Below are 21,024 nucleotides of genomic sequence, written 5' to 3' on the forward strand. Positions count from 1 at the left end.
AGCGGTTAACCGTTACATTTTTGTTTGTGCCGTTTGTGCCATCACCACCAATACTTAAGATGCGTTCCAGCCCGCCGCCGAACGCGCCGATAACATAATCGAACAGGTCCCAGGTTTTAACGCCAAGGGCTTCGCGGGCGTAAAATGCCTCATGCGGATCGGGTGTTTTAAAGTTGGTAATGTCCAGTAAACCCTCATCAACAATGGCGATAGTATAGGTCATTTCTTTGCCCGATGCCTCGGATACCGTAATGGCCGATTGTGTTTCGGGCCGGATCTTATCCGGCATACTGATGATTGGTTTCAGGATGGTTTCGGGATTATCTACTGTTAGCGGGATGGCGCCATACATGCGTATAGGTAAATCGTTAACGGTTTGCGCATGGCGCTGCAGCAGCGTAACGTTCACAAAAACGTTTGGCGCCATGGTTTCGTCTATCTTAAAACTGTAGCGGGTTTGGCCTTTTTTAGTATCAATCCAGGTCGTTTTTAAAACCTTGCTACCATTTTCAAAGCTGATCAATGCCCGGCCATCGCCACCTGTAGGGATGGTTAGGGTAGCTTCCTCACCAACTTTGTAATTGGTTTTATCGGCGGTGAAAGATAGCATTGCTGCCTCGGTAGGGTCGGTTTGCTGCAATCGTTCCGACCAGTTTGGCCAATCGGCATAAATGATCTTACCGGTTGAATGGCCCGTTTCAGGGTCTTTAACACGGATAAGATAACGGCCCCAATCTGCCTGGTTAATTTTCAGGTTCCATTTGCCTTTGCCGTTAACCAGTTGTACGGTTTCAGTTTTGATAAGTTTGTTGTAACGGTCTTGCGTAAAGTTGCTTAGCTCGTTACCTGTCTCGTCCCACCACCAACGCCATTGGATCTTGTAAAGTTCCAGCTCAACGCTGCGGCTGCCAGCCATAGCATTGCCTTTTGTATCCACATCGGCTATTTCAATTACATGGGTTTTATCGGTAACCAGCATGCCGCTCAGGTCGCTGCCTTTTGGTGTTTTAATACCCACGTAGCCATTATAAACATTATACGGCATACTTGCCTGCTGTAAACTAAAGTTGCCTCCCGGCTCAAATACTTTTACCACGAAGTTAGCGCGTAGCTGTCCCGGGGCTTGTTTTTCTACATTGATATCTGTATTGATCGCAGCTGCACCATTTTCATTTAACTTGCCATCGAAAACGGTTTGGGTTTGTGTGTTAAAGGCGAGGGTAGGATCGTCAAAATTATAATCCTCATAGCCCTTAAAGCTTGTTTTTTGTGATGACAGGAAGGCATCCACCTTGGCTTTTAAGTTTTGTGCTATCCCACCAAACAGCCATTGCGCGTTTAGCGTGCCGTTTGCACCGCTGCCTTTTGTAAGTTCAGTAGCTCCGCCAAAATCAAGTTTCAGCTTCAAGCGGTTTGGCATAATGGTTTCCACCTTTATCTTCTTCTCGAACACAGCGCCACCAACTTTTACCTTGGCATTCCAGTTACCGGTAGGGGAAGAAGTTTCTGTTGCGATATGGAAGCTGTAAAAGCCGTCGACAGAGCTTGTTTGGGTTAAGCGGCGATACAATTGGCCGTTCGGATTGGTTAATTCAAACGCCACCGGGTGGTCTATCGGTAAGGTTTTTAACTTATCTTCCAGAATAAACGTCACAAATATGGAATCGCCGGGGCGCCATACACCACGCTCCCCATAAATGAAACCTTTTAAGCCGTTTTGAACCTGCTCGCCGCCCACATTAAAGCGGGACAGTGGGAGGGAACTACCATCGTCCAGTTTCAAATAACCGCGTTCGTTGCCTTTTTTAGCTACCAACAGGTATGGTTTACGTTTCATGTTGAAAGTAGCCATGCCATCCCCGTCAGACGTGGTTTTGAAGATGACTTGCTTTTGATAATCAAGTAGTTCCAGTTCAACGCCACTCATCGGGGCAGCGCTTAATATGTTGGTTACAGCAACCGTCATGTTGTTATCGTTGCCGCGTTTGGCTATAAGCCCTATGTTTGATGCGATGATATTGCGTGTGGCCCAGCGTTGTTTGCTGAAGTACGATTCGGTACATGGGTCATTCCGGTCCTGCCAGTTGTAGTTTTCGGGGTAATAGTTGTCATACCGCTGCCAAAATTCATCATCCTCGTCGTTTACCTTGCTGATATTGTCGCCACTGTACTCATTTTCCTCATATTCGTTATCCTCGTTATTTTTAGCAATGAGTTTACCCGCGCTGCAATTGTACAACGAGTACTCTTTTCTAAAACCGATAATGACACGATAAATAGCGCCCGGCTCTGCCCGCATTAGCTGGTCAACATCCAGCATAAAACGGTTCTTTTTCGCCAAATTTAGGCCCTTATCCGTATCTAAACGGATCGTTTTCTGCACAATTGGCTTGCCTACGTGCCTCAATTCGTAACCGCCATCAAAACCGTTGTTCTGGAAATACTGGGGCACGTTATTCTCGTAGATCTTGATAATGCTCACATCAACAGAGCTCAAATTTACCGCCTCAAAAGGCATCATCAGTTTGCCGGAGTCTGGCAGTATCACCCCCTTGCCGGGGATAGTCACCGCAGGTTCGCGGTTCTCAAAAAACACATTGGCGGCATATGCTTTTTTGATCTTTCTGTGGTAGATGTCTTCTACGCCCTCGTTAACAAAAACGCTGAAATTGCCTTGCAGGCGTTCGGGTGCATAAACCTTTACTATACTCCCATCAATAGTGTAAGCAAGATTAGCTGAATTGGTTATACCTATTAACCCGTTCAGCTCCTGGCCTACCATAATAGGGTCGGAGAATTGCACCGCTACGTACTGGTCGTTATCCTGCACGGCTTTAATATCCAATACTTTAAACTCGCCCAAAGCTGGTACCCTAAACTCCTGGCTGCCTTTTTTGTCTATATCCAGTTTATCGCCATCCCAGTTAACAGTTAGTGGCTTAGCGGTTGTTGAACGGCTTATTTTAGTGATGGTAAATTGGTGCGATTTTGCTATTGGATTATGCTGCCAGCTTACTTTTACCGGCGTGGCATAGCTAACGTTCAAAAGCTTTTCTACACCTGCCTGGTCTTCGCCATCTGCGGTTTGTATATTACCGGTCAGCTTCATATTTTGGCCTGATGTGGCGCTTTCGCTTTGCAGACCTACGAAGGTTATACTGAAATCGGGTTTAATGGTTTGGAAACTGAACTTGAAGTGCTCAAAATCGCTGTCAACTTTAATGATCTTCCCCAAGTTAAAATCGGCACTGTATTTTTTATCTACATCCAATGCAGCTGCCGGGCGAAACTCAATAGTCCTGTCATCCACCCAATAGGCTTTACCTTTAATGGATGGTGAAAAGTCGAATATATCATCTTTCAACTGTTCGTTTTGGGCATGGGCAACCTGTACTTCTCCGGCAAGTTTTATGCGGATACCGCTTTGTTTGGAAATAACGCCCGTAGTGTACGATTCTATATACCGGCCAAAAGCGGCATCAACTTTTTGGTTGTTGCGGTGGTGTTGCCTGGCAAAATATATAACCAAAGCAATAAGTATGAGCGATACAGATACAATAATTTGCCCTCTTCGAGAAAGGAAAAGGTTGGAAAGGTAATTCATAGACAGGTTGGTAAATTGCTATGAATTTATAAAACTTTTGGCAAATTAGTATGCAGTGAAAAATATATTTGCTCACATTAATACGGCTTATTTTTGATACGTTTATATTATAAATCAATTGGTTATGCAAAGTTTTATTATCCCTACCTTAAGTGTGAGTAACGGCGCGGCGGCTATTGAATTTTACAAAACAGCCTTTGGCGCTATTGTAATAGCGGGCAATACCGACCCGGATGGCTCAACTGTAGCTGAACTTTCTATTGAAGGCGCACGTATTGTTGTTGCGGATGCTTCGCCCCGTCATGGTAATTCCGCGCCGGAAGTATTGGGTGGCATAAGTGTGCGGATTGGATTGATGGTAGAAAATCCGGATGCTTTAGCCGAACGTGCCATAGCAGCAGGGATCAAAACAGTTTATCAGGTTGCTGATCAACCTTATGGTTATCGGTTGGGGCATTTTATTGACCCGTACGGGCATCATTGGGAGATTGGGAAGCCATTGTAATAGATCTTTGATTAGATTATTTCGAAGCAGTTGTAATTTCCAACGTTAATGACATGGTAATATTACAGCAACAAGTGTTCACGTTCACGGCCGTGAACACCGTGGATGCTTTGCAAGTATATAATAATCAGGTATTTTAATTTTTATGGCTGACAAAACAGCGTCACCATTTTTGTCAAATAAACAGTCAAAGACCGCGATGCTTCGCGTCTCCTTTAGAAAGGTAAAACGATATGGTAGAATTACTTCTCCTCCGCCGCTTTATCCAAACAATCCTGCAATACTTTTGCAAATTGCTTATCGTTTGGTGGGGCGAAGATGGTGTTGTGTTCGCCGGGGATATCATGTACATTAACACCTTTTAGCGCGTAGGGTTTCCAGCCTAAAAATTTAAAATCATCCATGTAGAATGTTCTTTTTTTGGCCCTGAACAGTTCAATGGCGATGTTTACGGGCGTTAGCAGGTAATTACGCTGTGCAGCCAGGCTTCTTTCGTGTATATCATCGGTATAAGCCGAAAATCCTTCCTTTTTCTTCACCTTATCGGGAAATATGCTTTTGAAGATCTTTTGTATGCGGCGCCCTATCTCACGGCTTTTATATTCTATTGTCCGTTTTGGGTCCTGCACAAATAGCACAGGGGTATAAGCAAGCTGCTTTACAAAGAACCAGCTGTTGGTCAATCTCTTTTTTAACCAGGGGTCGTAGATCTGGGTTTGATCTGCATAGGTATCAAACATGGCCAGCATTTTTACATCTTTGCCCATAGCCAGCATTTGTTTGGCCATTTCGTATGCTATTAAACCACCAAGCGAGTAGCCTGCAACCGCATAAGGGCCAACCGGGTCGTGGTTAATTATCTCGTCGACATAATTGGCGGCAATTTCTTCCATTACGTCCAGCGGTTCGTCTATACCGTTCAAACCTTTAGCCTGTAAGCCGTAAACAGGTTGCTCGTCGTCCATATTCATGGCAAGGGCGTTGAATAGTAATACATTTAAACCGGCGCCATGCACAATGTATAGGGGCATTTTGCTGCCTTTTGGTTTAATAGGCACTAACGATTCCCAGGTTATAGCTTCGGCATCTATCTCTAAACGGGCGGCCAGTTTTTCGACGGTTGAATATTCAAAGAGGGTAGCCAACGGTAGGCGTTTACCTGTTTCCTGCTCTAAACGGGCCATTATTTTAACAGCAACCAAAGAGCGGCCACCCAACTGGAAGAAATTATCGAAGATGCTTATTTTGTTAAGCTCCATCATTTCTTCCCAAATGTCGGCAACCAACTTTTCGTTGCTGGTACGTGGGGCAACATATTCTTCGGAACGGTTAATATGGCTGTAGTCTGGTTTGGGTAGGGCTTTACGGTCTATTTTGCCGTTTGGTGTGGATGGGATCACGTCCATCAGCACATAATCGTCAGGCATCATATATTCGGGCAATACGGCAAGTAATTCCTTATCCCATTTATCTAATATGCTTTTATCGGGGATACCTGTCTGGCCCGATTCTAAGACGATGTAAGCCACTAACCGGGGGATGCCGGGTGTGTCTTCGCGTGCAATAACAACGGCTTGTTTAATACCCTCCTGTTTACCCAGGTTGTGTTCTATCTCGCCAAGCTCGATACGGTAACCACGCACTTTTACCTGATGATCTATACGGCCAAGGTAAACGATATCGCCATCCGGTTTCAGTTTAGCCAAATCGCCGGTGCGGTAAATTTTTTCGCCGGGGGTAAACGGGTTATCGATAAAACGTTCGGCGGTAAGATCGGGACGGTTCAAATAACCCCATGCCATACCTGCGCCGCCAATATATATTTCGCCTATCTCGCCATTGGTCAAGTTGTTCTTTTCTTCGTCGAGGATGTAAACCTGTGTGTTATCAACCGGCCAGCCTATGGTGATGTCGTTGGCATCGGTAACGTGTTTGATAATGGAATAGATAGTGGTTTCGGTAGGGCCATAAAGATTCCAAAGCTCTTTACTAAGCGGTATTAACCTTTCGGCAAGGTCTTTAGCCAAAGCTTCTCCACCACAAAATATTTTCAGCGGCAAAGGTTCCTTCCAGCCAACTTCCAGCATCATGCGCCAGGTATATGGGGTGGCCTGTAAAATGGTTACCCCTTCGTTACGTACAATATCCAGCAAAGCGCGGCCATCTTTTGCGGTAATGGAATCGGCCAGGATAATTTGAGCGCCACTGCATAAGGGCAGGTAAATATCTATCCCGGCAATATCAAAAGAAATGGTTGCAACAGCCAGCGTTATATCTTTTGATGTAATGCCCGGTGTTTTCTGAAAACTATACATCAGGTTAACCAAACTATGATGTGCTATTTGCACCCCCTTTGGCTTACCGGTAGAGCCCGATGTATAAAGCACGTAGGCAAGGTTTTGCCCGGTTACTTTAACATCCGGTTCATCGTTTGAATAATCTTTAGATGCAGTAAGTGCTTCTTCAATTAAAACCTCGGTAGTGTTTGAAGCAAAGTGGCCTTTATATTTTGTTGATGTAATGAGTATAGTAGCGGCCGAATCATCCAGCATAAACTCGATGCGGTCTTTCGGATATTCAGGGTCGAGCGGGACGTAGGCGGCACCGGTTTTAAGGATAGCCAGCAGGGAGATGATCATCTCGGGCGATCTGTCGAGCGCGAGGCCAATGATATCGCCGGTTTTTACGCCTTTTTTTAGGAGTTCTTTGGCTAAACGATTTACTGTATTATTTAATTCGGTATAAGTAAACGCGGTATGGTGAAACCTTAACGCAATTTTATCGGGGTACTTATTAGCACTCGCGGTAATTAAATCGTGAAGCGGCTTTTCTTTTGGATAATCTACTGTTGTATTGTTTAATACTGCTTCCATACTTAATTATCCCCGGCCCTATAAATTTAATATCTTGTTGTTTTAATTGCTATTACGGGTAGCAAATTCCCGCTTTATAATGTTATCCAATAACCCGTTGTACTTACGTAATTAGTTAGTGCCCGGGTTATGTGGTGTATGAATAAATTTTTTGTTAGCCCCCTTTAATTTGAACAGCAGGGCAAGCATCGCGAAAAATATTAGTGGTATTTTAAGCATGGCGCCCAGCAACTTACTGTTAAAGAACCCGGCGGGTACAGCAACTAATATACCAATATAGCAGCAAGCAGTTGCAGCCAGCCATAATTGCCAGCCTGGGCCAATGCCCGGTGTTAGCAATGATATCAACAGCATTAGCGGCATTAGCCCCAGCATTAATATACGTGGTAGTATGGCCGTTTGATAGATCTCGTTAAAATAATCAAAGTTGCCATGTTTAAACAGTTCTGTAAAGCCGGTTAAGCCGTAAGTTTTTAACAGGTTGAACTGGGCTGATAACCATCTGCGGCGTTGTTTTTTAAATACTTCGGGGTTGCTTACCTTTTCGTCATATACATAAGCCTTATCGGCATAAGCCACATGGATTTTTTGGCGGGTAAGTACCAGGCCCATTTCTTTGTCAAAGCCACCAACGGCATCAATTTGTGCCATTGTATCTTTAAATAGCTTAAACTCCAGCGCCATGCCCGAGCCAATTATGGCCGCCGAAAGCTTGAACACCTGCTGTGCCTTACGGAAGATGTGGTTATTTATTTCCTCGCTTATGGCATCTAATATAGCCACAGGTGTTTCGGTGTTTTTTGCTATGCGATGGCCTTGTATAACACGGTTACTATTGTGCAGGTAATTGTTTATCTGGTGCAGATAATCAGGCGCGGCTATGTTATCAATATCGAATACTACTGCAGCATCAAAATCCTCGTGCGTGGCGGCTATAGCTGCGTGCAAGGCCTTTGATTTGGTGCTGCTTTCAAACACTACCTCAACCACCTGCAAGGGCATAGTTTTTAATTTTTCGATGGTTTGCGGCTGCATAGAATCGGCAATAACACAAACATGAAATTTATCTTTAGGATAATCGATGGTTAAAGCTTGCGCGGCAGAGTTCAGAATGATCTCGTCCTCTTTATAGGCACAGATATAGATCACAAATTTACTGTAAGCAGTTGCAGCAGGAGGGGGCTTCAGTTTAATCAGCTTACCTAAAACGGAAAATATGAACAGGTATAGGCTATATACCCCCAGGTAAATAAATACAAGGGTGAAAATTATCGAGAGAATAAATACTATAAAACTCATATTGATCCTGCTTTAGATCTTAAATTAAACCTCAACTTTATCTGTTTTATTCTTTTGCAATAAATGTGCAATTACCTCTTTTAACTGGCTGTATCCTAAACTAAATATATCGCGGATGGTAAACTTTAAATGCTTTTTAAGCGCCCAATATCCAAATAACACCCCCGAGAAAAATGTAAACAAGGATGCAACAGCTACAGCGTAAAGGCTGTGAAATATCAGTATCCCAACAAAATCGCCAACCACGTTCACTATCAGCATAATAACCACCTTTGTCATATTTAAACGAGGTTTGCCAATAATATCCAGCGTGATGCCAAAAAATCTGTCAATAGGCATCAGCATAACATAACACATAAAAAAACGGAAGATGTTAACTGATTCTGTCCCCTCATATTTATGGCCAAATAGCAGATCGAAAATAAAACCACCAATAATAAAAGCCACTATAGCTACCGGTAAAAGCATAACGGTAAGCATGCCGGCATATCGTTTCATAATAGCTACCACTTCCTCATCATTTTTACGGTGAACAGCGGCAGATAGTTCTGGCAGGGCGGTGGATACTCCCGCGCGGATAGGTATCTCAAATATTTCCAGCAAGCGCTGTGGCATATAATAAACGGCCACCATTTCGGGCCGGAACATTAGTTTAATAATAAAGGTATCTGAGCTGCGAAGCAGGGAAGCGCCTATTGAAGTGCCTACGCTGTATTTACCAAAGTGTATAAGCTCATTTATTCCCTGGCGACTTTTATACTTAACCGTATGTATTTTGGCCCATCCCATAAAAACGGCAATAAGGCTGATAACAATGTTAATAGCGAAATAGCTATAGATAACCGTATCAAAATTTATGCGGTTAAAAAATATCAGTAACACCAGCATTAATAAAAAGCCACCCTGGTTTATTATTTGCAGTAGCAATAGTTTATCAAAACGTTCTTCGGCTTGTAAGATCCATGATGCTATAGCTGATGGCAGTGTACACAGGTAAATTATACCGAACCATTTAATCGTAGCTTCAACATCGGGGCTGGGGTCTTTATAAAATAAATAAAGCAGTAAGTCTGCCAATACAATTATCGCTGTTAAAATAAAACCGACATACCATGCAGAGCCGGCCATGTTCATCGCTTTACCTCTGTTTGCGCCCGCATAATATTTAATCAGTGAGGTTTGCATAAAACCTGTACGAAAGGTATCGGCTAATAAAAATGTGATGAGGAAAAAGATATAATTACCAAAATCTACCTTAGAAAGGTGATGCGCCATTAACGATAGCGACAGCATCCCTATCAGGGGCATTGCCGCACTGGTAGCCAACGACATGGTATGTTTATTTATTATCTTTTTAAAAAAGGGCATATATGCTGTATACGGCTAAACCCTGTCCCAGGTGGAGGTTTTAAAATTATATTTTTTTATCACCTTTGCCGGGTTGCCAACGGCAACACAATACTCGGGTATATCTTTTGTAACCACGCTGCCCGCGCCAATAACAGAGTGTTTACCAATGGTTACACCGGCTGTAATTACGCTGTTAGCACCTATCCAAACATCATCGCAAACGGTAATTTGTTTTGTGACAACTTTTTGTAAACGGGTGGATATGGTAACATCTTCAAAGCCATGATTAAGGCCGGATAGCACAACATGCTGCGCCATGGTTACATAGTTACCTAATGTTACAGGGCCTATAATAATATTACTTAACCCCACGCCGGTGTGGTGGCCTATAATAACATCGCCAACACCGTTATTAATAGCCACAAAATCTTCTATTACGCTATAGGCACCAAGCTCAAAATTATTAAAGGGAAAAACATCCATTCTGGAGTAAAATCTGACAACCGAGCTCTTGCCCCGTTTGTGTAAAAAGGGGTTAACAAACCATTTTACCCATAGCCTTGGCGCAGACCTGCCCGATTGTACAATAAGCCAGTGCACAAACTTTTTTAAACGCGGATTTGATTTTACTATAGTTAGTAATGACATTTATATTTTTTTATCAGGCGGCTAATTCGGCAAGCTTTTTATCAGTTTCTGCTTTTCTTTCCTGTCTATCTAATCTCAAGGTTACGTTTAACAGTGCACATGCAAGATAGAACAAAATATTTGACGGATATTGCACTAATGCCTGCTGCGGATAATTACCAATATTAAATACAAATATGATTAATACCATTGCCAAACAATAGGTTTTAAGTTCGGGATTTTTTATAAGGTAATAATTATTAATGCCCGTTTTTAATATTACAAACATTAAAACACAAAACAATAATAAACCTATGTACCCCATTTCAACAGCCACCCTTACGTAACCGCTATCGGGCGGGAATTTAGCCAGGAAAGAGTTTGGTGCAAACCGCCGCCCCCATATACCTACCGAGCCCAGGCCACCGCCAATAGGGTGCGATAATATATACGGCTTTATGCGTTTTTGGTTTTCGGCACGTACATTAAAGGATGCATCATCTGATGGCCTGAATGCTGTTTGAAAACGCTTTATAAATTGATTTGAAGTAGGCATAAATATTAAACCGACTAAAATTATACCGGCACCAACAACAAATATTAAAATCCGCTTATTAAAATTCATAACGGCCAGCATAGCTAATGCAGCCGGCGGTAATACAAATGCCCCCCTGGTACCCGAGTATAACATCACCAGGAAAAAGAAGGGTATCATACACCCAAGTATTACTTTTTTATAGGTTTTAATTTTTGTAAATATGATACACAGGCATAACACAGCAGCTACAACCATGTTATATGAAAAGGTAACCGGATCCGGAAATATAGCCACCTTACGCAAATGCCCGTTTATATATAAAAAACTTAAACGTAACGGATCTGAATAATACCAGGCCTTTTCAAATGGGAAAAGGCCAAATTTTTCCTGCTGAAAACCTGATATAGCTGCTAAGAAGGCAAGTACAAGCCACAATTTTAGTAAAAACTTAATATTTGCTACCGATCGTATCTGGTAAACAAATATGAAATACATGAGCATAATAAAGCCCACTGTACGCACGGTATATACCCATGCCAATATTGATGGCGATGCCGGGTTTATTACTTCCAAAAAGTTATAGGCCAGCCAGGCCAGTATTAAATAGCTGATAGGGTTTTGAAAGTAGGTCCAGTCCTTATTGTATTTAAACTTTAGTAAAAAGCCGAATATAAGCAGGTAGGTAATGGCGTCAAGAATAATACCGGTTGGGGTATCGGGCGGCACAAATTCTGAAACATAGTTAAGGAAGAACGAAACAACCATTAATACGGCTATCCCGAATATCGGATAAGCTACTATGCCTAATACCACCGGGATACCAACAAATAGCACAAGCAGGCCCCCCGCTGCAAGAACACCACCCATAGCTACGACAACCGCTATAAAAAGTGCTACAGGCAATATCAGTAGGATCATTTTAAACGTAGAAATTTCACCCGAAAATAACTTTCGAAGGAAATTAATGATAAAGCGGTTATTTTGTGCCTGGTTATTAAGCATATAATGCTTGGTTAGAAGAATAAAATTTTAACTGCCCAAACAAATACACCCACAAATGCTAATACAATTGAAGCTTTGCGTGTTTTTTGCTCAAGTGGGGTAAGGTCTTTAAAAGCATCGCCCTCGTTCTCTGCTGGTTTTATCCTCATTTTTAAAAGGTTAAAGATTTATAGCAGGCAAATATTGCCGAAGTTTATCAGAACCTATCTTTTTTAGGATCAGTTTTATTTAATACCCAACCGGCAAACTTTCCTTCAAGATTTCTTAAATAATTGATGTCGTCTTTTTGCCATTTTGGAATATCCTTGTTGGCTTCGAAAACAGCAATGGTTTTATTAGCAAACAATAACCATTCTTTTGATTTATTGAGCGACGAAAGTGGCGGCGTTTCAATAATGATAATATCGTACTTCATCTTTAACTCGTTAAACCTGCTGCGGATGAAGTTTTCATCGCTCACCTCCAGCAAGGTAACATCACCACCGTGGTTACCCATTACGTTTGTTGAGGCGCTAAACGCTTCGTAATTGTCAGGGTTATTCTTAAAATAATCTTCAATGAATATTTTAGGCTGTACTGTATTACTTATGGTTGGGTTGTTAAAGTTGCCATCAATCAACAATACCTTTTTATTGATCATAGAGTAGGAGTAGGCCAGGCTAATGGCCAAAACCGTTTTGCCTTCATGATCGGCTAAACTGGTTATACCTAAAACCTTTTCACCACGTAGTTCCTGGTCAACCTCAAAACGGATAGAACGAATAAGCTCTTTAAACAGCTTCATTTTATCGCGGTGCTCAACATCCCAAAGTTTTTTAAGATCAAGCGAACCAATTACGGTATTTAAATGGCCAATAAGGGGCAGTTGTGTGCGTTTCACAAGATCGCCCGGCTCTTTTATAGTATCATCAAAAAAGAATATACCAAACAATACAATTACACAGAATGAAAAGCTGATAATGCCCCCCAAAATAATAAGCAGCATTTTCTTAGATGGCTCGGCAGCATCGGGCGTAGCGTTTTCAACCTGGCGTAACTTTATAGAAAATGTTGACTGCAGATTGGTTTGGTTGTATTTATTCAATACATCCAAATATTCTTTACTGGCAATATCAATATCAAAGTTGTAGGTTTTAACGGTAGCATCAAATGGAACCAGCCGATTAAATTTGGTATTCAATTCATTTAATGAATTGCTTATAGCGCGGATACTGTATTTAGCCAGATCTCGTGTTACTTCAAGTGTAAGCTTTTGTTTTACCAGATCATCCTTCCCGGTTAAAGGGTTAGTAATGTATTTATCTGAAGTTTCGTTTATTTGCGATGCAAGCTTATTAGATAATGAATCTATTGAGGGTCTTAATTTGGGGTTAAAACCGCTTCTTACATATTTATCGGTAAGTATATGAAGCTGATCTTGCGAGTTAATAACATCCTGATTGTATTTACTCACGCTCGCCTCAATGTATTTGCGCTCTTTTGGATCAAATTTATCATCAATTTTTTTGATAGCGCCATCATATGATGATACATCTCTTTGGGCTTGCTGCTTACGGTCATTATAAACCATTATCTGGTCAAATATCGATTTCGATTGCTCTTCCAGATTTAAGATCCCATTCTTTATTTTGTATTGTTGCAGCTGGTTGGTTTTTGTATTTAACGCGTTACGTTTTTCATCCAAAAGGTTTGACAGGTAATTTACCGCGTCAGTTTCGTTTTGCCTTACGGTATGTGTGTAGTAATCAATAAATTGCTTACACAGCACATTTACTACAAAGGCTGATAGCTGGGCATTGTCAGATTCATAGCTAACAGAAATAAAGTCGCTATCCTCATCACGGTTAATGTACAGGTCTTTTCTGAGCGATCGCTCGTCATATCTCATTGAGCGCAACAGCTCATTTAAACCATTTTCGTCTTTGTTGTAATAGGATAGGGATTCCCGTTTATTAAATTTATCTGTAAATAATTCAATAGCATGCCTGCGGGCTGCATTGTTCATACTTAAAAATAACTTGCTGTACGGTTTATATGGAACGGGTTGTTGAAGATCATGCAAGATCAACTGGTAGGATACCTGATTAATGAGGGTTTTAAGCTTCATTATTTCTATCAGGTTACTAAACTCGTGGGCAATTGATTGCTCTTTGGCGGCGCCTGAAGGGTCTGCATCCAGTAAATGGCGCGATTCGTCAATAATACCTGTTGCTATTTGCGCGCTTGATATATATTTATCTGCAAGATTTTTTACCAAAAAAAAGGAAACAATAATGGTAACCAGCGGAATAATGATCAGCAGGTTTTTATGTTTCCATAAAAGTTTAAAAAAATTCCCTAACTCCATGTGCTATTTAACTTCTTCTAATTTAGTACCCAAAATTTCTTCAAGATTGGCTTTTGCCGTTAACATAGCCAGTTCGCTTTGTACTTTGAATGAATTTTGATTGTATAAACTTGTTAAAGCTTCGTTATAATCGTGAAAAGTAGATTCGCCTTTCTGGAAGGTGTACTTTAATTGCTTAACCGCAATTTCGCCATCTACAACAGCCCTTGCACGGTTGCGCAGGTCTGCCTGTGCTTCAAGATAGGTAAAGTAAAGTCGTTTTACGGTAGCCTCAACGGTTAAGTTATATTGTTGTTGCTGGTATTGCGCCACATTAACCGCCTCTTTTGCAGTACGTGTTGTAAAAGGTTTTGAAAGTAAAGTACCCAGATTAACAGAGATGCTTACCTGGTAACCGTTAAAGAAGGTAGGGTTAGTTAAATTAAGCGAATTTCTGGGGCTGTATATATACGATGCCGTGAACGCATCAAGCCACATTACCTTTGATTGTGTAAGCGTAGCTTTGGCGGCATTTATCTGGGCTTGCCGTATTTTTACTTCAGGATAATTCTTTTTTGCTGTAGCTATTAATTTATCAAGATATGGATAAGAAACCTCGGTAATAAAAGACTCCTGCGCATGCAGGGCAGTGGTACTTATAATAAAGAATATTAATAAGGTAAGTTTTTTCAATTTGCTGTGCATTTATTATACTTTCTCTTTTTGGAACAAAGCAGGAACCGTACCCCAAATAATTTTCAGGTCAAGCCATAGCGAATATTTTTGCGCGTAAAAATTATCAAGTTTTTTACGTTCCCTTTCAGACATGTCTTCTTTACCCCGTTTGCTTATCTGCCATAAGCCGGTTAAACCTGCGGGGCCTAAAAAACGCATAGACCATTCGTTAGAAGTAAGCATCTCAGCTTCGTAAACCGGTAGTGGCCTGTTGCCTACTACAGACATGTCGCCTCTTATAATATTAAACAACTGTGGTAATTCATCCAAACTGGAACTGCGCAAAAAATTCCCCAATTTTGTTATCCTTGGATCATTTTTGATCTTAACAAAGGCTGCTTTAGATGAGCCCTCTTCTTCAGCAGCATATTGATTATTTTCAACCGCCATTTGGGCCAGTTGCTGATCGGCATCAGTACGCATACTTCTGAATTTGTAAAAATCGAATACCTGGTAGCCGGTACCCACGCGTTTGCTTTTATAGAATACAGGGCCTTTTGAATCTATTTTCACAGCGATAGCCACAATAGCCATTATCGGTAAAAGGCAAATAAACATGCCACCGGCTATAAACAAGTCAAGAAAGCGTTTGCCGAAAGGCATTTTATAGGTAATATCAACCTCTTTTGAAAGTTCTATCAGTTTTGGCCTTATCAACTTAAACTTAACCAGGAAGTTTAACCTTTCGCGCAAGTCTGATGTAGAGAAAGGATAGGTATAAAAGTCGTGCAGTTTTAGTTGCATTGCTTTTTGCACCAGCTTTTTATCCTTACGGGTTGATAGCATTACAATGATCAATCCATTTAATAAAAAGTTTTGCCTTAAACGGTCAACCAGTTTAAAACATTGCTCATCCTTATCAACCTCAACTAAAATAATATCAGGAATGGTTAGTATAGATTGGTTCCCCAAATGATCTTCCAGGTCTGTAAGTGTGTTGCTGAAATCTATACGGAAATAACTTGCCAGGTCATTTGCAATCAAGTCCTTCAATTCCAAGCCTGCATATGCAATCCTGATTTGGGAGTTCGAATTTTCGTTCCAATCAGTTGCTGCTTTGTTCGTCATAAACTTGTAATGCTTGATTAATAGCCGTTTTTAAGGTTGTTGGGTTAAATGGTTTGGCTATATGCGCTTCCACTTTAAATGGCATATTGGCTACCTGTTCATCCAGGTCATAAGCTGCCGAGAGCAGTATAACAGGTATGTCGCGATAGAAACCGCTTATCTTTACATTCTTAACAAACGATTGACCGTCAAAATATGGCATTTGTAAATCAGAGATAATTAATTTAGGCATGTTCCCATCCTCTAACCAGCTAAAAGCCTCAATACCGTTGTTTTTTACAACTATTTCGTAGTCTTTCGATAGAATAAAGTTGAGTAGCTTTAAAATACTCAAATCATCATCAACAATCAGTAAAGTTTTTTTCATGCCGACTCTAATTCGTGTTTCGGGTTATAAATATGATAGTTTTAAATCAGAAAACGCTAAAAAAATAATTATTCTGGCTTAACTTTTTTGCAAAACCGGCATAATATATTCATATAACAGTTACCAATGCTAAGTTATCGAATAAGTATTTTTTATCTAAAAGTATACTTAATTATTCGTTAGTAAATTTAATTTCTCCAAATTACACTATAAATGTTAACAAATACAGCCATTGTGAATTATATTTTCCAATATCTTCTGCTAAGTTTACGCAACCGGTTAAAATAGGTTTCATGTTTATGCAAAATTACTTTGTTGGTATTGATTTAGGCACAGGCAGCACAAAAGCAGTAGCGGTTGATCTTAATGGTAAAACCATAGCTACCGCTCAAAGTTATTATCCAACCAATAATCCTAAGCCTGGCCATAGCGAGCAAAATCCCGAAATAATATGGCAGGCATTTGTAAACTGCATTAGCAAAATACATACCAACCTTAACCAAGCTCCTACAGCTATAAGCTTTAGCAGCGCTATGCATAGTATTATTCCTGTTAATGAGAACGGTAACGCCCTTGCCGATGCTATGCTCTGGTCTGATTCGCGCAGTGGGGATATTGCCCAAAGTATCCGTCAATCTGCCCAGGGCGAGGATATTTATCAACACACAGGTACCGCCATATATGCCATGTCGCCGCTGTGCAAGCTAATTTGGTTGCGAGAGAATAGCGGGGAATTGTTTAATAGTGCCCATAAGTTTATATCGGTAAAAGAATATGTTTGGTTTAAACTGTTTGGCGTTTTTGAGGTAGATTACTCCATTGCTTCGGCAATGGGTCTATTTGATATTTTGGAACTTAAATGGTATGATAAAGCCTGTGCTTTGGCTGGGGTTGATGTCTCCAGGCTTTCTACTCCTGTAAATACCAATCATAAACGATATGTTGCTTCTGCAGATATTTTGCCAGGCATTGATACCCAAACGGCTTTTATTATTGGTGCCAGCGATGGCTGCTGTGCCAACTTAGGCGGCAACGCGGTACGTAGTGGTGTTGGGGCGCTTACTATTGGCACCAGTGGTGCGGTAAGGGTAGGAAGCAAAGTCCCGGTTTACAACTACGATGCTATGACCTTTAACTACCTGCTTAATGCCCATACATTTATTTGCGGCGGGGCGGTGAACAATGGTGGTGCCGCCGTAAACTGGTTACTGAAAGATTTTTTAAAGTTGGAGCAGGTTATCGATGAAACCTATAAATACTTATTTAAAGCGATAGATACCGTTAAACCCGGCAGCGATGGCCTGGTATTTTTACCCTATTTATATGGCGAACGCGCACCGGTTTGGGATGCCAAAAGCTCGGGGGCATTCGTAAATATCAATTATAAGCATCAGCAGCAACACTTTTTAAGGGCCGCTTTAGAAGGTATTTGCTTTGCCTTGAACGACGTATTGAACGCGGTGGAAACCCCCGACCAACCTATAGAAGAAATTGTAATAAGTGGTGGGTTTATATCATCGCCCACCTGGGTGCAGCTGCTTGCTGATATTACAGGTAAAAAGTTAGTCCTCCTGCAATCTGATGATGCATCGGCTATAGGCGCTATCTATTTGGCTATGGAAGCGTTGGATGTTGATATTAAAGAGATAATGAACAATGAAGCTGCAGGCAGGGTGGTGATAGAGCCAAACGTTGAGGCGCACGCAACATATAGCAAGATATTCCCGATATATAAGAAACTTTACAGCGATCTTAAATTATCTATGCATCAATTGCACAGCCTTAACAATTAACGGATCATTACGCCGGGCTTATTCACAACAGGCAGCTTAATAAAATTATCGTCAACGATGCTTTCGGGTAAAAAAATAAACTTTTTATCGAAAATTTCCCTGCCAATGTAATAGCTCAGCCAGTACTCATTATTCAATCCAAAAGTTTGCTCGTCTATAGGTTCAATAAGTTTATAAGAGTTTGCCTCAATAAGGGGAAATGAGTGGCGCAGAACGGAAGTTTTAACCTGTTCGCCGTTTTTTTCGCCATAACCTTTTGAGGTTACCAACACATTTTCCAGCGGTACATTTTTAAGGTTGATGAGGTACACGTACCAAATTTTGCTTTCGGGGTTTTCACCTTCTAAAGCAACCGCAACCGCTATATCTTTAACCACATTAGGGGGGAGGTCTTTAATCATTTTGTATTAGTGAGTGGTTGATTAAGTTGATTGGGTGAATAGTTGAATTATTCTAAAACCACTCACCATTCACTCAATCAACTAATAACTTACTTTTTCTTCGCTACTGCTTTTTTCTTTGCCGGTGCTTTTTTAGCGGCCGGTTTTGCAGCAGGTGCCGCTTTACCAAAGCGCCCTTTCTTGGCATCCTTTGGCATGGCATCAGCTAACGCTTTACATTGTTCATACGTCAGCGTAAGCGGGTCTGTTATATCCTTTGGTATTTTAACGTTTAGTTTGCCAAATTCAATATATGGCCCCCAACGACCGTTTAAAACTTTTACGGTTTCGTCTTCAGGGAAAGCCTTTATCAACTTCTCTGCATCTTTTTTACGCTTCGCCTCAATCAGCTCAATAGCTTGTTCCTCGGTAACATCTAAAGGATCTATCTCTTTCGGTAAAGAAACAAACGCGCTGTTATGGCTAATATATGGGCCAAACCTGCCAATAGCCACTTTCATCACTTTGCCTTCATACTCACCAACAACTTTTGGTAGTTTGAATAGTTCAAGCGCTTCTTCCAGGCTTATGGTTTCTATACTTTGGCCTGTGCGCAGGCTTGCGTACAATGGTTTTTCCTCGCTCTCATCTGTCGGGTTTTCGCCAACCTGCACAAACGGGCCGTAACGGCCAATACGTACCGACATTTTTTTACCGCTTTCCGGGTGTACGCCTAATTCGCGTTCGCCGGTTGCTTTGTCAGCAGTTTCAATGGTGCTTTGTACATCCTTATGGAAAGGGTCGTAAAAAGTACGGATCATTTTTGTCCAGTCCTGCAGCCCCTGGGCTATTTCGTCAAATTGTTTTTCAACGCTGGCGGTAAAGTTAAAATCAACAATGCCATGAAAATGCAGTACCAAAAAGTCGTTCACCACAGCGCCAATATCGGTAGGGAATAGTTTACCACGCTCGGCCCCGGTGTTCTCTGTGCGGGTTTCTTTGGTTATGTTACCGCCTTTAAGTGTTAGCATGCGGAAGTTCCTTTGGCGGCCTTCGCGTTCTTCCTTAACCACGTATCCGCGGTTTTGTATGGTAGATATGGTAGGGGCGTAGGTTGATGGTCGGCCTATACCTAATTCTTCTAATTTTTTTACCAAACTGGCCTCCGTATAACGTGCAGGCGGGCGCGAAAATCTTTCGGTAGCCGATAATTCCTGCAGGTCTAAGATCTGACCTTTGCTTAATGGTGGCAGTATTGCATTATCGCCATCTGCTGTTTGGTTATCCTCGTCTTCGTCGCTGCTTTCCAGGTAAACCTTCAGGAAACCATCAAACTTCATTACCTCACCATTGGCAACCAAATCTTCTTTACGTGTTGATATACTGATCTTTGCAACGGTTTTTTCAAACTGCGCTTCGCTCATTTGCGATGCAATGGCCCGTTTCCAGATCAGCTCGTACAGGCGTTTCTCGTTACTTTCGCCATCAATAGTATGGTTATTGAAATAGGTAGGGCGGATAGCTTCGTGAGCTTCCTGCGCACCTGCACTTTTGGTTTTATATTTTCTATGCTGATGGTATTTATCGCCGTAGGCAGATACAATTTCTTTTTGGGCAGCATCTAACGCTGTATCAGATAAGTTTACCGAATCGGTACGCATATAGGTGATATAACCCGATTCATACAACCTTTGTGCTACCTGCATGGTACGCGCCACCGAGTAACCCAGTTTACGACTGGCTTCCTGCTGTAAGGTAGATGTAGTAAAAGGCGCGGCTGGTGAACGTTTGGCAGGTTTGGTTTCTAAAGATTTTATCTCGAAAATGGCCTTGATGCAATCCTGCAAAAACTTCTCGGCATCATCCTGTTGAGCAAAACGCTCGGGCAGTTCAGCTTTAAAGGCGTTACGGCCTGTGCCAAAAAGTGCCACTACTTTAAACGCAGCGTCCGATTTAAATTTATTTACCTCGCGTTCGCGGTCAACAATTAAACGTACCGCTACAGATTGCACACGGCCTGCAGAAAGTGATGGTTTAACTTTTTTCCATAAAACAGGAGATAGCTCAAAACCTACCAGCCTGTCTAAAACACGGCGGGCTTGTTGTGCATTTACCAGGTTGTAATCTATTTTACGCGGATTTTCAATGGCACGCATTATAGCCGGTTTTGTTATCTCATGGAAAACAATACGGCGGGTATCCGGCTCTTTTAGCCCTAAAGTTTCAAATAAGTGCCATGATATGGCTTCTCCCTCGCGGTCCTCATCGGATGCGAGCCATACAATGTCTGCTTCTTTAGCTAATTTTTTTAATTCGCTCACTATCTGCTTCTTATCGGCTGGCACTTCGTACCTCTGTGAGAAATTATTGTTGATATCTATAGCATCTTCAGATTTTACAAGGTCGCGAATGTGGCCGTAGCTCGATTTTACGGTAAAGTCCTTTCCCAGGTATCCTTCAATGGTTTTGGCTTTCGCCGGTGACTCAACAATCAGTAAATTTTTAGCCATTTAAGCGTGTGTTTTTTTGCAAAGAAAACATAAAATGCATTAGAAAC

15 protein-coding genes are annotated in these 21,024 nt (G+C 41.5%); 2 read left to right on the forward strand and 13 right to left on the reverse strand.

Annotated elements, in window-relative coordinates:
- The coding region (locus JWQ85_RS03310) for an MG2 domain-containing protein (RefSeq protein ID WP_299463905.1) at window positions 1–3,604 on the reverse strand (3,604 nt) is incomplete at its 3' end.
- A 124-nt stretch (window positions 3,605–3,728) separates the two neighbouring features.
- Between JWQ85_RS03310 and JWQ85_RS03315 the strand changes: the two genes are divergently transcribed.
- On the forward strand, window positions 3,729–4,109 hold the full coding sequence (locus JWQ85_RS03315) for a VOC family protein (protein ID WP_299463907.1): 381 nt from the start codon (window positions 3,729–3,731) through the stop codon (window positions 4,107–4,109).
- Window positions 4,110–4,351: 242 nt separating this feature from the next.
- Here the strand turns inward: JWQ85_RS03315 and JWQ85_RS03320 are convergent, their stop codons facing one another.
- The 10 genes from JWQ85_RS03320 to JWQ85_RS03365 form a co-directional block, all read right to left on the reverse strand.
- Window positions 4,352–6,982, reverse strand: coding sequence for an amino acid adenylation domain-containing protein (locus JWQ85_RS03320; protein ID WP_299463910.1), 2,631 nt, complete (start codon window positions 6,980–6,982; stop codon window positions 4,352–4,354).
- Window positions 6,983–7,093: 111 nt separating this feature from the next.
- Complete coding sequence (locus tag JWQ85_RS03325; RefSeq protein WP_299463913.1) at window positions 7,094–8,281, reverse strand: glycosyltransferase family 2 protein; 1,188 nt, start codon at window positions 8,279–8,281, stop codon at window positions 7,094–7,096.
- Between the two features lie 24 nt (window positions 8,282–8,305).
- Window positions 8,306–9,649, reverse strand: a complete 1,344-nt coding sequence (locus JWQ85_RS03330) for a lipopolysaccharide biosynthesis protein (RefSeq protein WP_299463916.1) — start codon at window positions 9,647–9,649, stop codon at window positions 8,306–8,308.
- Window positions 9,650–9,664: 15 nt separating this feature from the next.
- On the reverse strand, window positions 9,665–10,279 hold the full coding sequence (locus tag JWQ85_RS03335; RefSeq protein WP_299463919.1) for a DapH/DapD/GlmU-related protein: 615 nt from the start codon (window positions 10,277–10,279) through the stop codon (window positions 9,665–9,667).
- Window positions 10,280–10,292: 13 nt separating this feature from the next.
- Complete coding sequence (locus JWQ85_RS03340; RefSeq protein ID WP_299463922.1) at window positions 10,293–11,714, reverse strand: O-antigen ligase; 1,422 nt, start codon at window positions 11,712–11,714, stop codon at window positions 10,293–10,295.
- Window positions 11,715–11,809: 95 nt separating this feature from the next.
- Window positions 11,810–11,947, reverse strand: coding sequence for a hypothetical protein (locus JWQ85_RS03345; protein ID WP_299463924.1), 138 nt, complete (start codon window positions 11,945–11,947; stop codon window positions 11,810–11,812).
- 47 nt (window positions 11,948–11,994) lie between these two features.
- The gene (locus tag JWQ85_RS03350) at window positions 11,995–14,145 is read right to left on the reverse strand and encodes an exopolysaccharide transport family protein (protein ID WP_299463927.1); all 2,151 of its coding nucleotides are present in this window, start codon (window positions 14,143–14,145) and stop codon (window positions 11,995–11,997) included.
- 3 nt (window positions 14,146–14,148) lie between these two features.
- Complete coding sequence (locus JWQ85_RS03355; RefSeq protein ID WP_299463928.1) at window positions 14,149–14,817, reverse strand: TolC family protein; 669 nt, start codon at window positions 14,815–14,817, stop codon at window positions 14,149–14,151.
- A gap of 15 nt (window positions 14,818–14,832) precedes the next feature.
- A complete protein-coding gene (locus JWQ85_RS03360; RefSeq protein ID WP_299463931.1) occupies window positions 14,833–15,927 on the reverse strand; it encodes a sugar transferase in 1,095 nt (364 codons plus the stop codon).
- Window positions 15,905–16,294, reverse strand: a complete 390-nt coding sequence (locus tag JWQ85_RS03365) for a response regulator (RefSeq protein ID WP_299463934.1) — start codon at window positions 16,292–16,294, stop codon at window positions 15,905–15,907. Before JWQ85_RS03365 ends, JWQ85_RS03360 begins: the two co-directional genes overlap by 23 nt.
- 299 nt (window positions 16,295–16,593) lie before the next feature.
- Between JWQ85_RS03365 and JWQ85_RS03370 the strand changes: the two genes are divergently transcribed.
- Window positions 16,594–18,087, forward strand: a complete 1,494-nt coding sequence (locus JWQ85_RS03370; RefSeq protein ID WP_299463936.1) for a gluconokinase — start codon at window positions 16,594–16,596, stop codon at window positions 18,085–18,087.
- Here the strand turns inward: JWQ85_RS03370 and JWQ85_RS03375 are convergent.
- Both JWQ85_RS03375 and topA read right to left on the reverse strand, forming a co-directional pair.
- Window positions 18,084–18,488, reverse strand: a complete 405-nt coding sequence (locus JWQ85_RS03375; protein ID WP_299463939.1) for a hypothetical protein — start codon at window positions 18,486–18,488, stop codon at window positions 18,084–18,086. The genes JWQ85_RS03370 and JWQ85_RS03375 overlap by 4 nt on opposite strands.
- A gap of 89 nt (window positions 18,489–18,577) precedes the next feature.
- Window positions 18,578–20,977 carry a type I DNA topoisomerase gene (topA, locus tag JWQ85_RS03380; protein ID WP_299463942.1) on the reverse strand — a complete coding sequence of 800 codons (2,400 nt, stop codon included), beginning with the start codon at window positions 20,975–20,977 and terminating at the stop codon, window positions 18,578–18,580.
- Window positions 20,978–21,024 lie beyond the last annotated feature (47 nt).

This window comes from Mucilaginibacter sp. (genome assembly GCF_028288105.1).
Classification (GTDB): domain Bacteria; phylum Bacteroidota; class Bacteroidia; order Sphingobacteriales; family Sphingobacteriaceae; genus Mucilaginibacter.

Excerpts from the sequence above, each read along its gene's own strand:
- topA (WP_299463942.1), bottom strand. The coding sequence starts at position 20,977 with ATGGCTAAAAATTTACTGATTGTTGAGTCACCGGCGAAAGCCAAAACC.
- JWQ85_RS03345 (WP_299463924.1), bottom strand. The coding sequence starts at position 11,947 with ATGAGGATAAAACCAGCAGAGAACGAGGGCGATGCTTTTAAAGACCTT.
- JWQ85_RS03350 (WP_299463927.1), bottom strand. The coding sequence starts at position 14,145 with ATGGAGTTAGGGAATTTTTTTAAACTTTTATGGAAACATAAAAACCTG.
- JWQ85_RS03360 (WP_299463931.1), bottom strand. The coding sequence starts at position 15,927 with ATGACGAACAAAGCAGCAACTGATTGGAACGAAAATTCGAACTCCCAA.
- JWQ85_RS03365 (WP_299463934.1), bottom strand. The coding sequence starts at position 16,294 with ATGAAAAAAACTTTACTGATTGTTGATGATGATTTGAGTATTTTAAAG.
- JWQ85_RS03340 (WP_299463922.1), bottom strand. The coding sequence starts at position 11,714 with ATGATCCTACTGATATTGCCTGTAGCACTTTTTATAGCGGTTGTCGTA.
- JWQ85_RS03370 (WP_299463936.1), top strand. The coding sequence starts at position 16,594 with ATGCAAAATTACTTTGTTGGTATTGATTTAGGCACAGGCAGCACAAAA.
- JWQ85_RS03320 (WP_299463910.1), bottom strand. The coding sequence starts at position 6,982 with ATGGAAGCAGTATTAAACAATACAACAGTAGATTATCCAAAAGAAAAG.
- JWQ85_RS03315 (WP_299463907.1), top strand. The coding sequence starts at position 3,729 with ATGCAAAGTTTTATTATCCCTACCTTAAGTGTGAGTAACGGCGCGGCG.
- JWQ85_RS03335 (WP_299463919.1), bottom strand. The coding sequence starts at position 10,279 with ATGTCATTACTAACTATAGTAAAATCAAATCCGCGTTTAAAAAAGTTT.
- JWQ85_RS03375 (WP_299463939.1), bottom strand. The coding sequence starts at position 18,488 with ATGATTAAAGACCTCCCCCCTAATGTGGTTAAAGATATAGCGGTTGCG.
- JWQ85_RS03325 (WP_299463913.1), bottom strand. The coding sequence starts at position 8,281 with ATGAGTTTTATAGTATTTATTCTCTCGATAATTTTCACCCTTGTATTT.
- JWQ85_RS03330 (WP_299463916.1), bottom strand. The coding sequence starts at position 9,649 with ATGCCCTTTTTTAAAAAGATAATAAATAAACATACCATGTCGTTGGCT.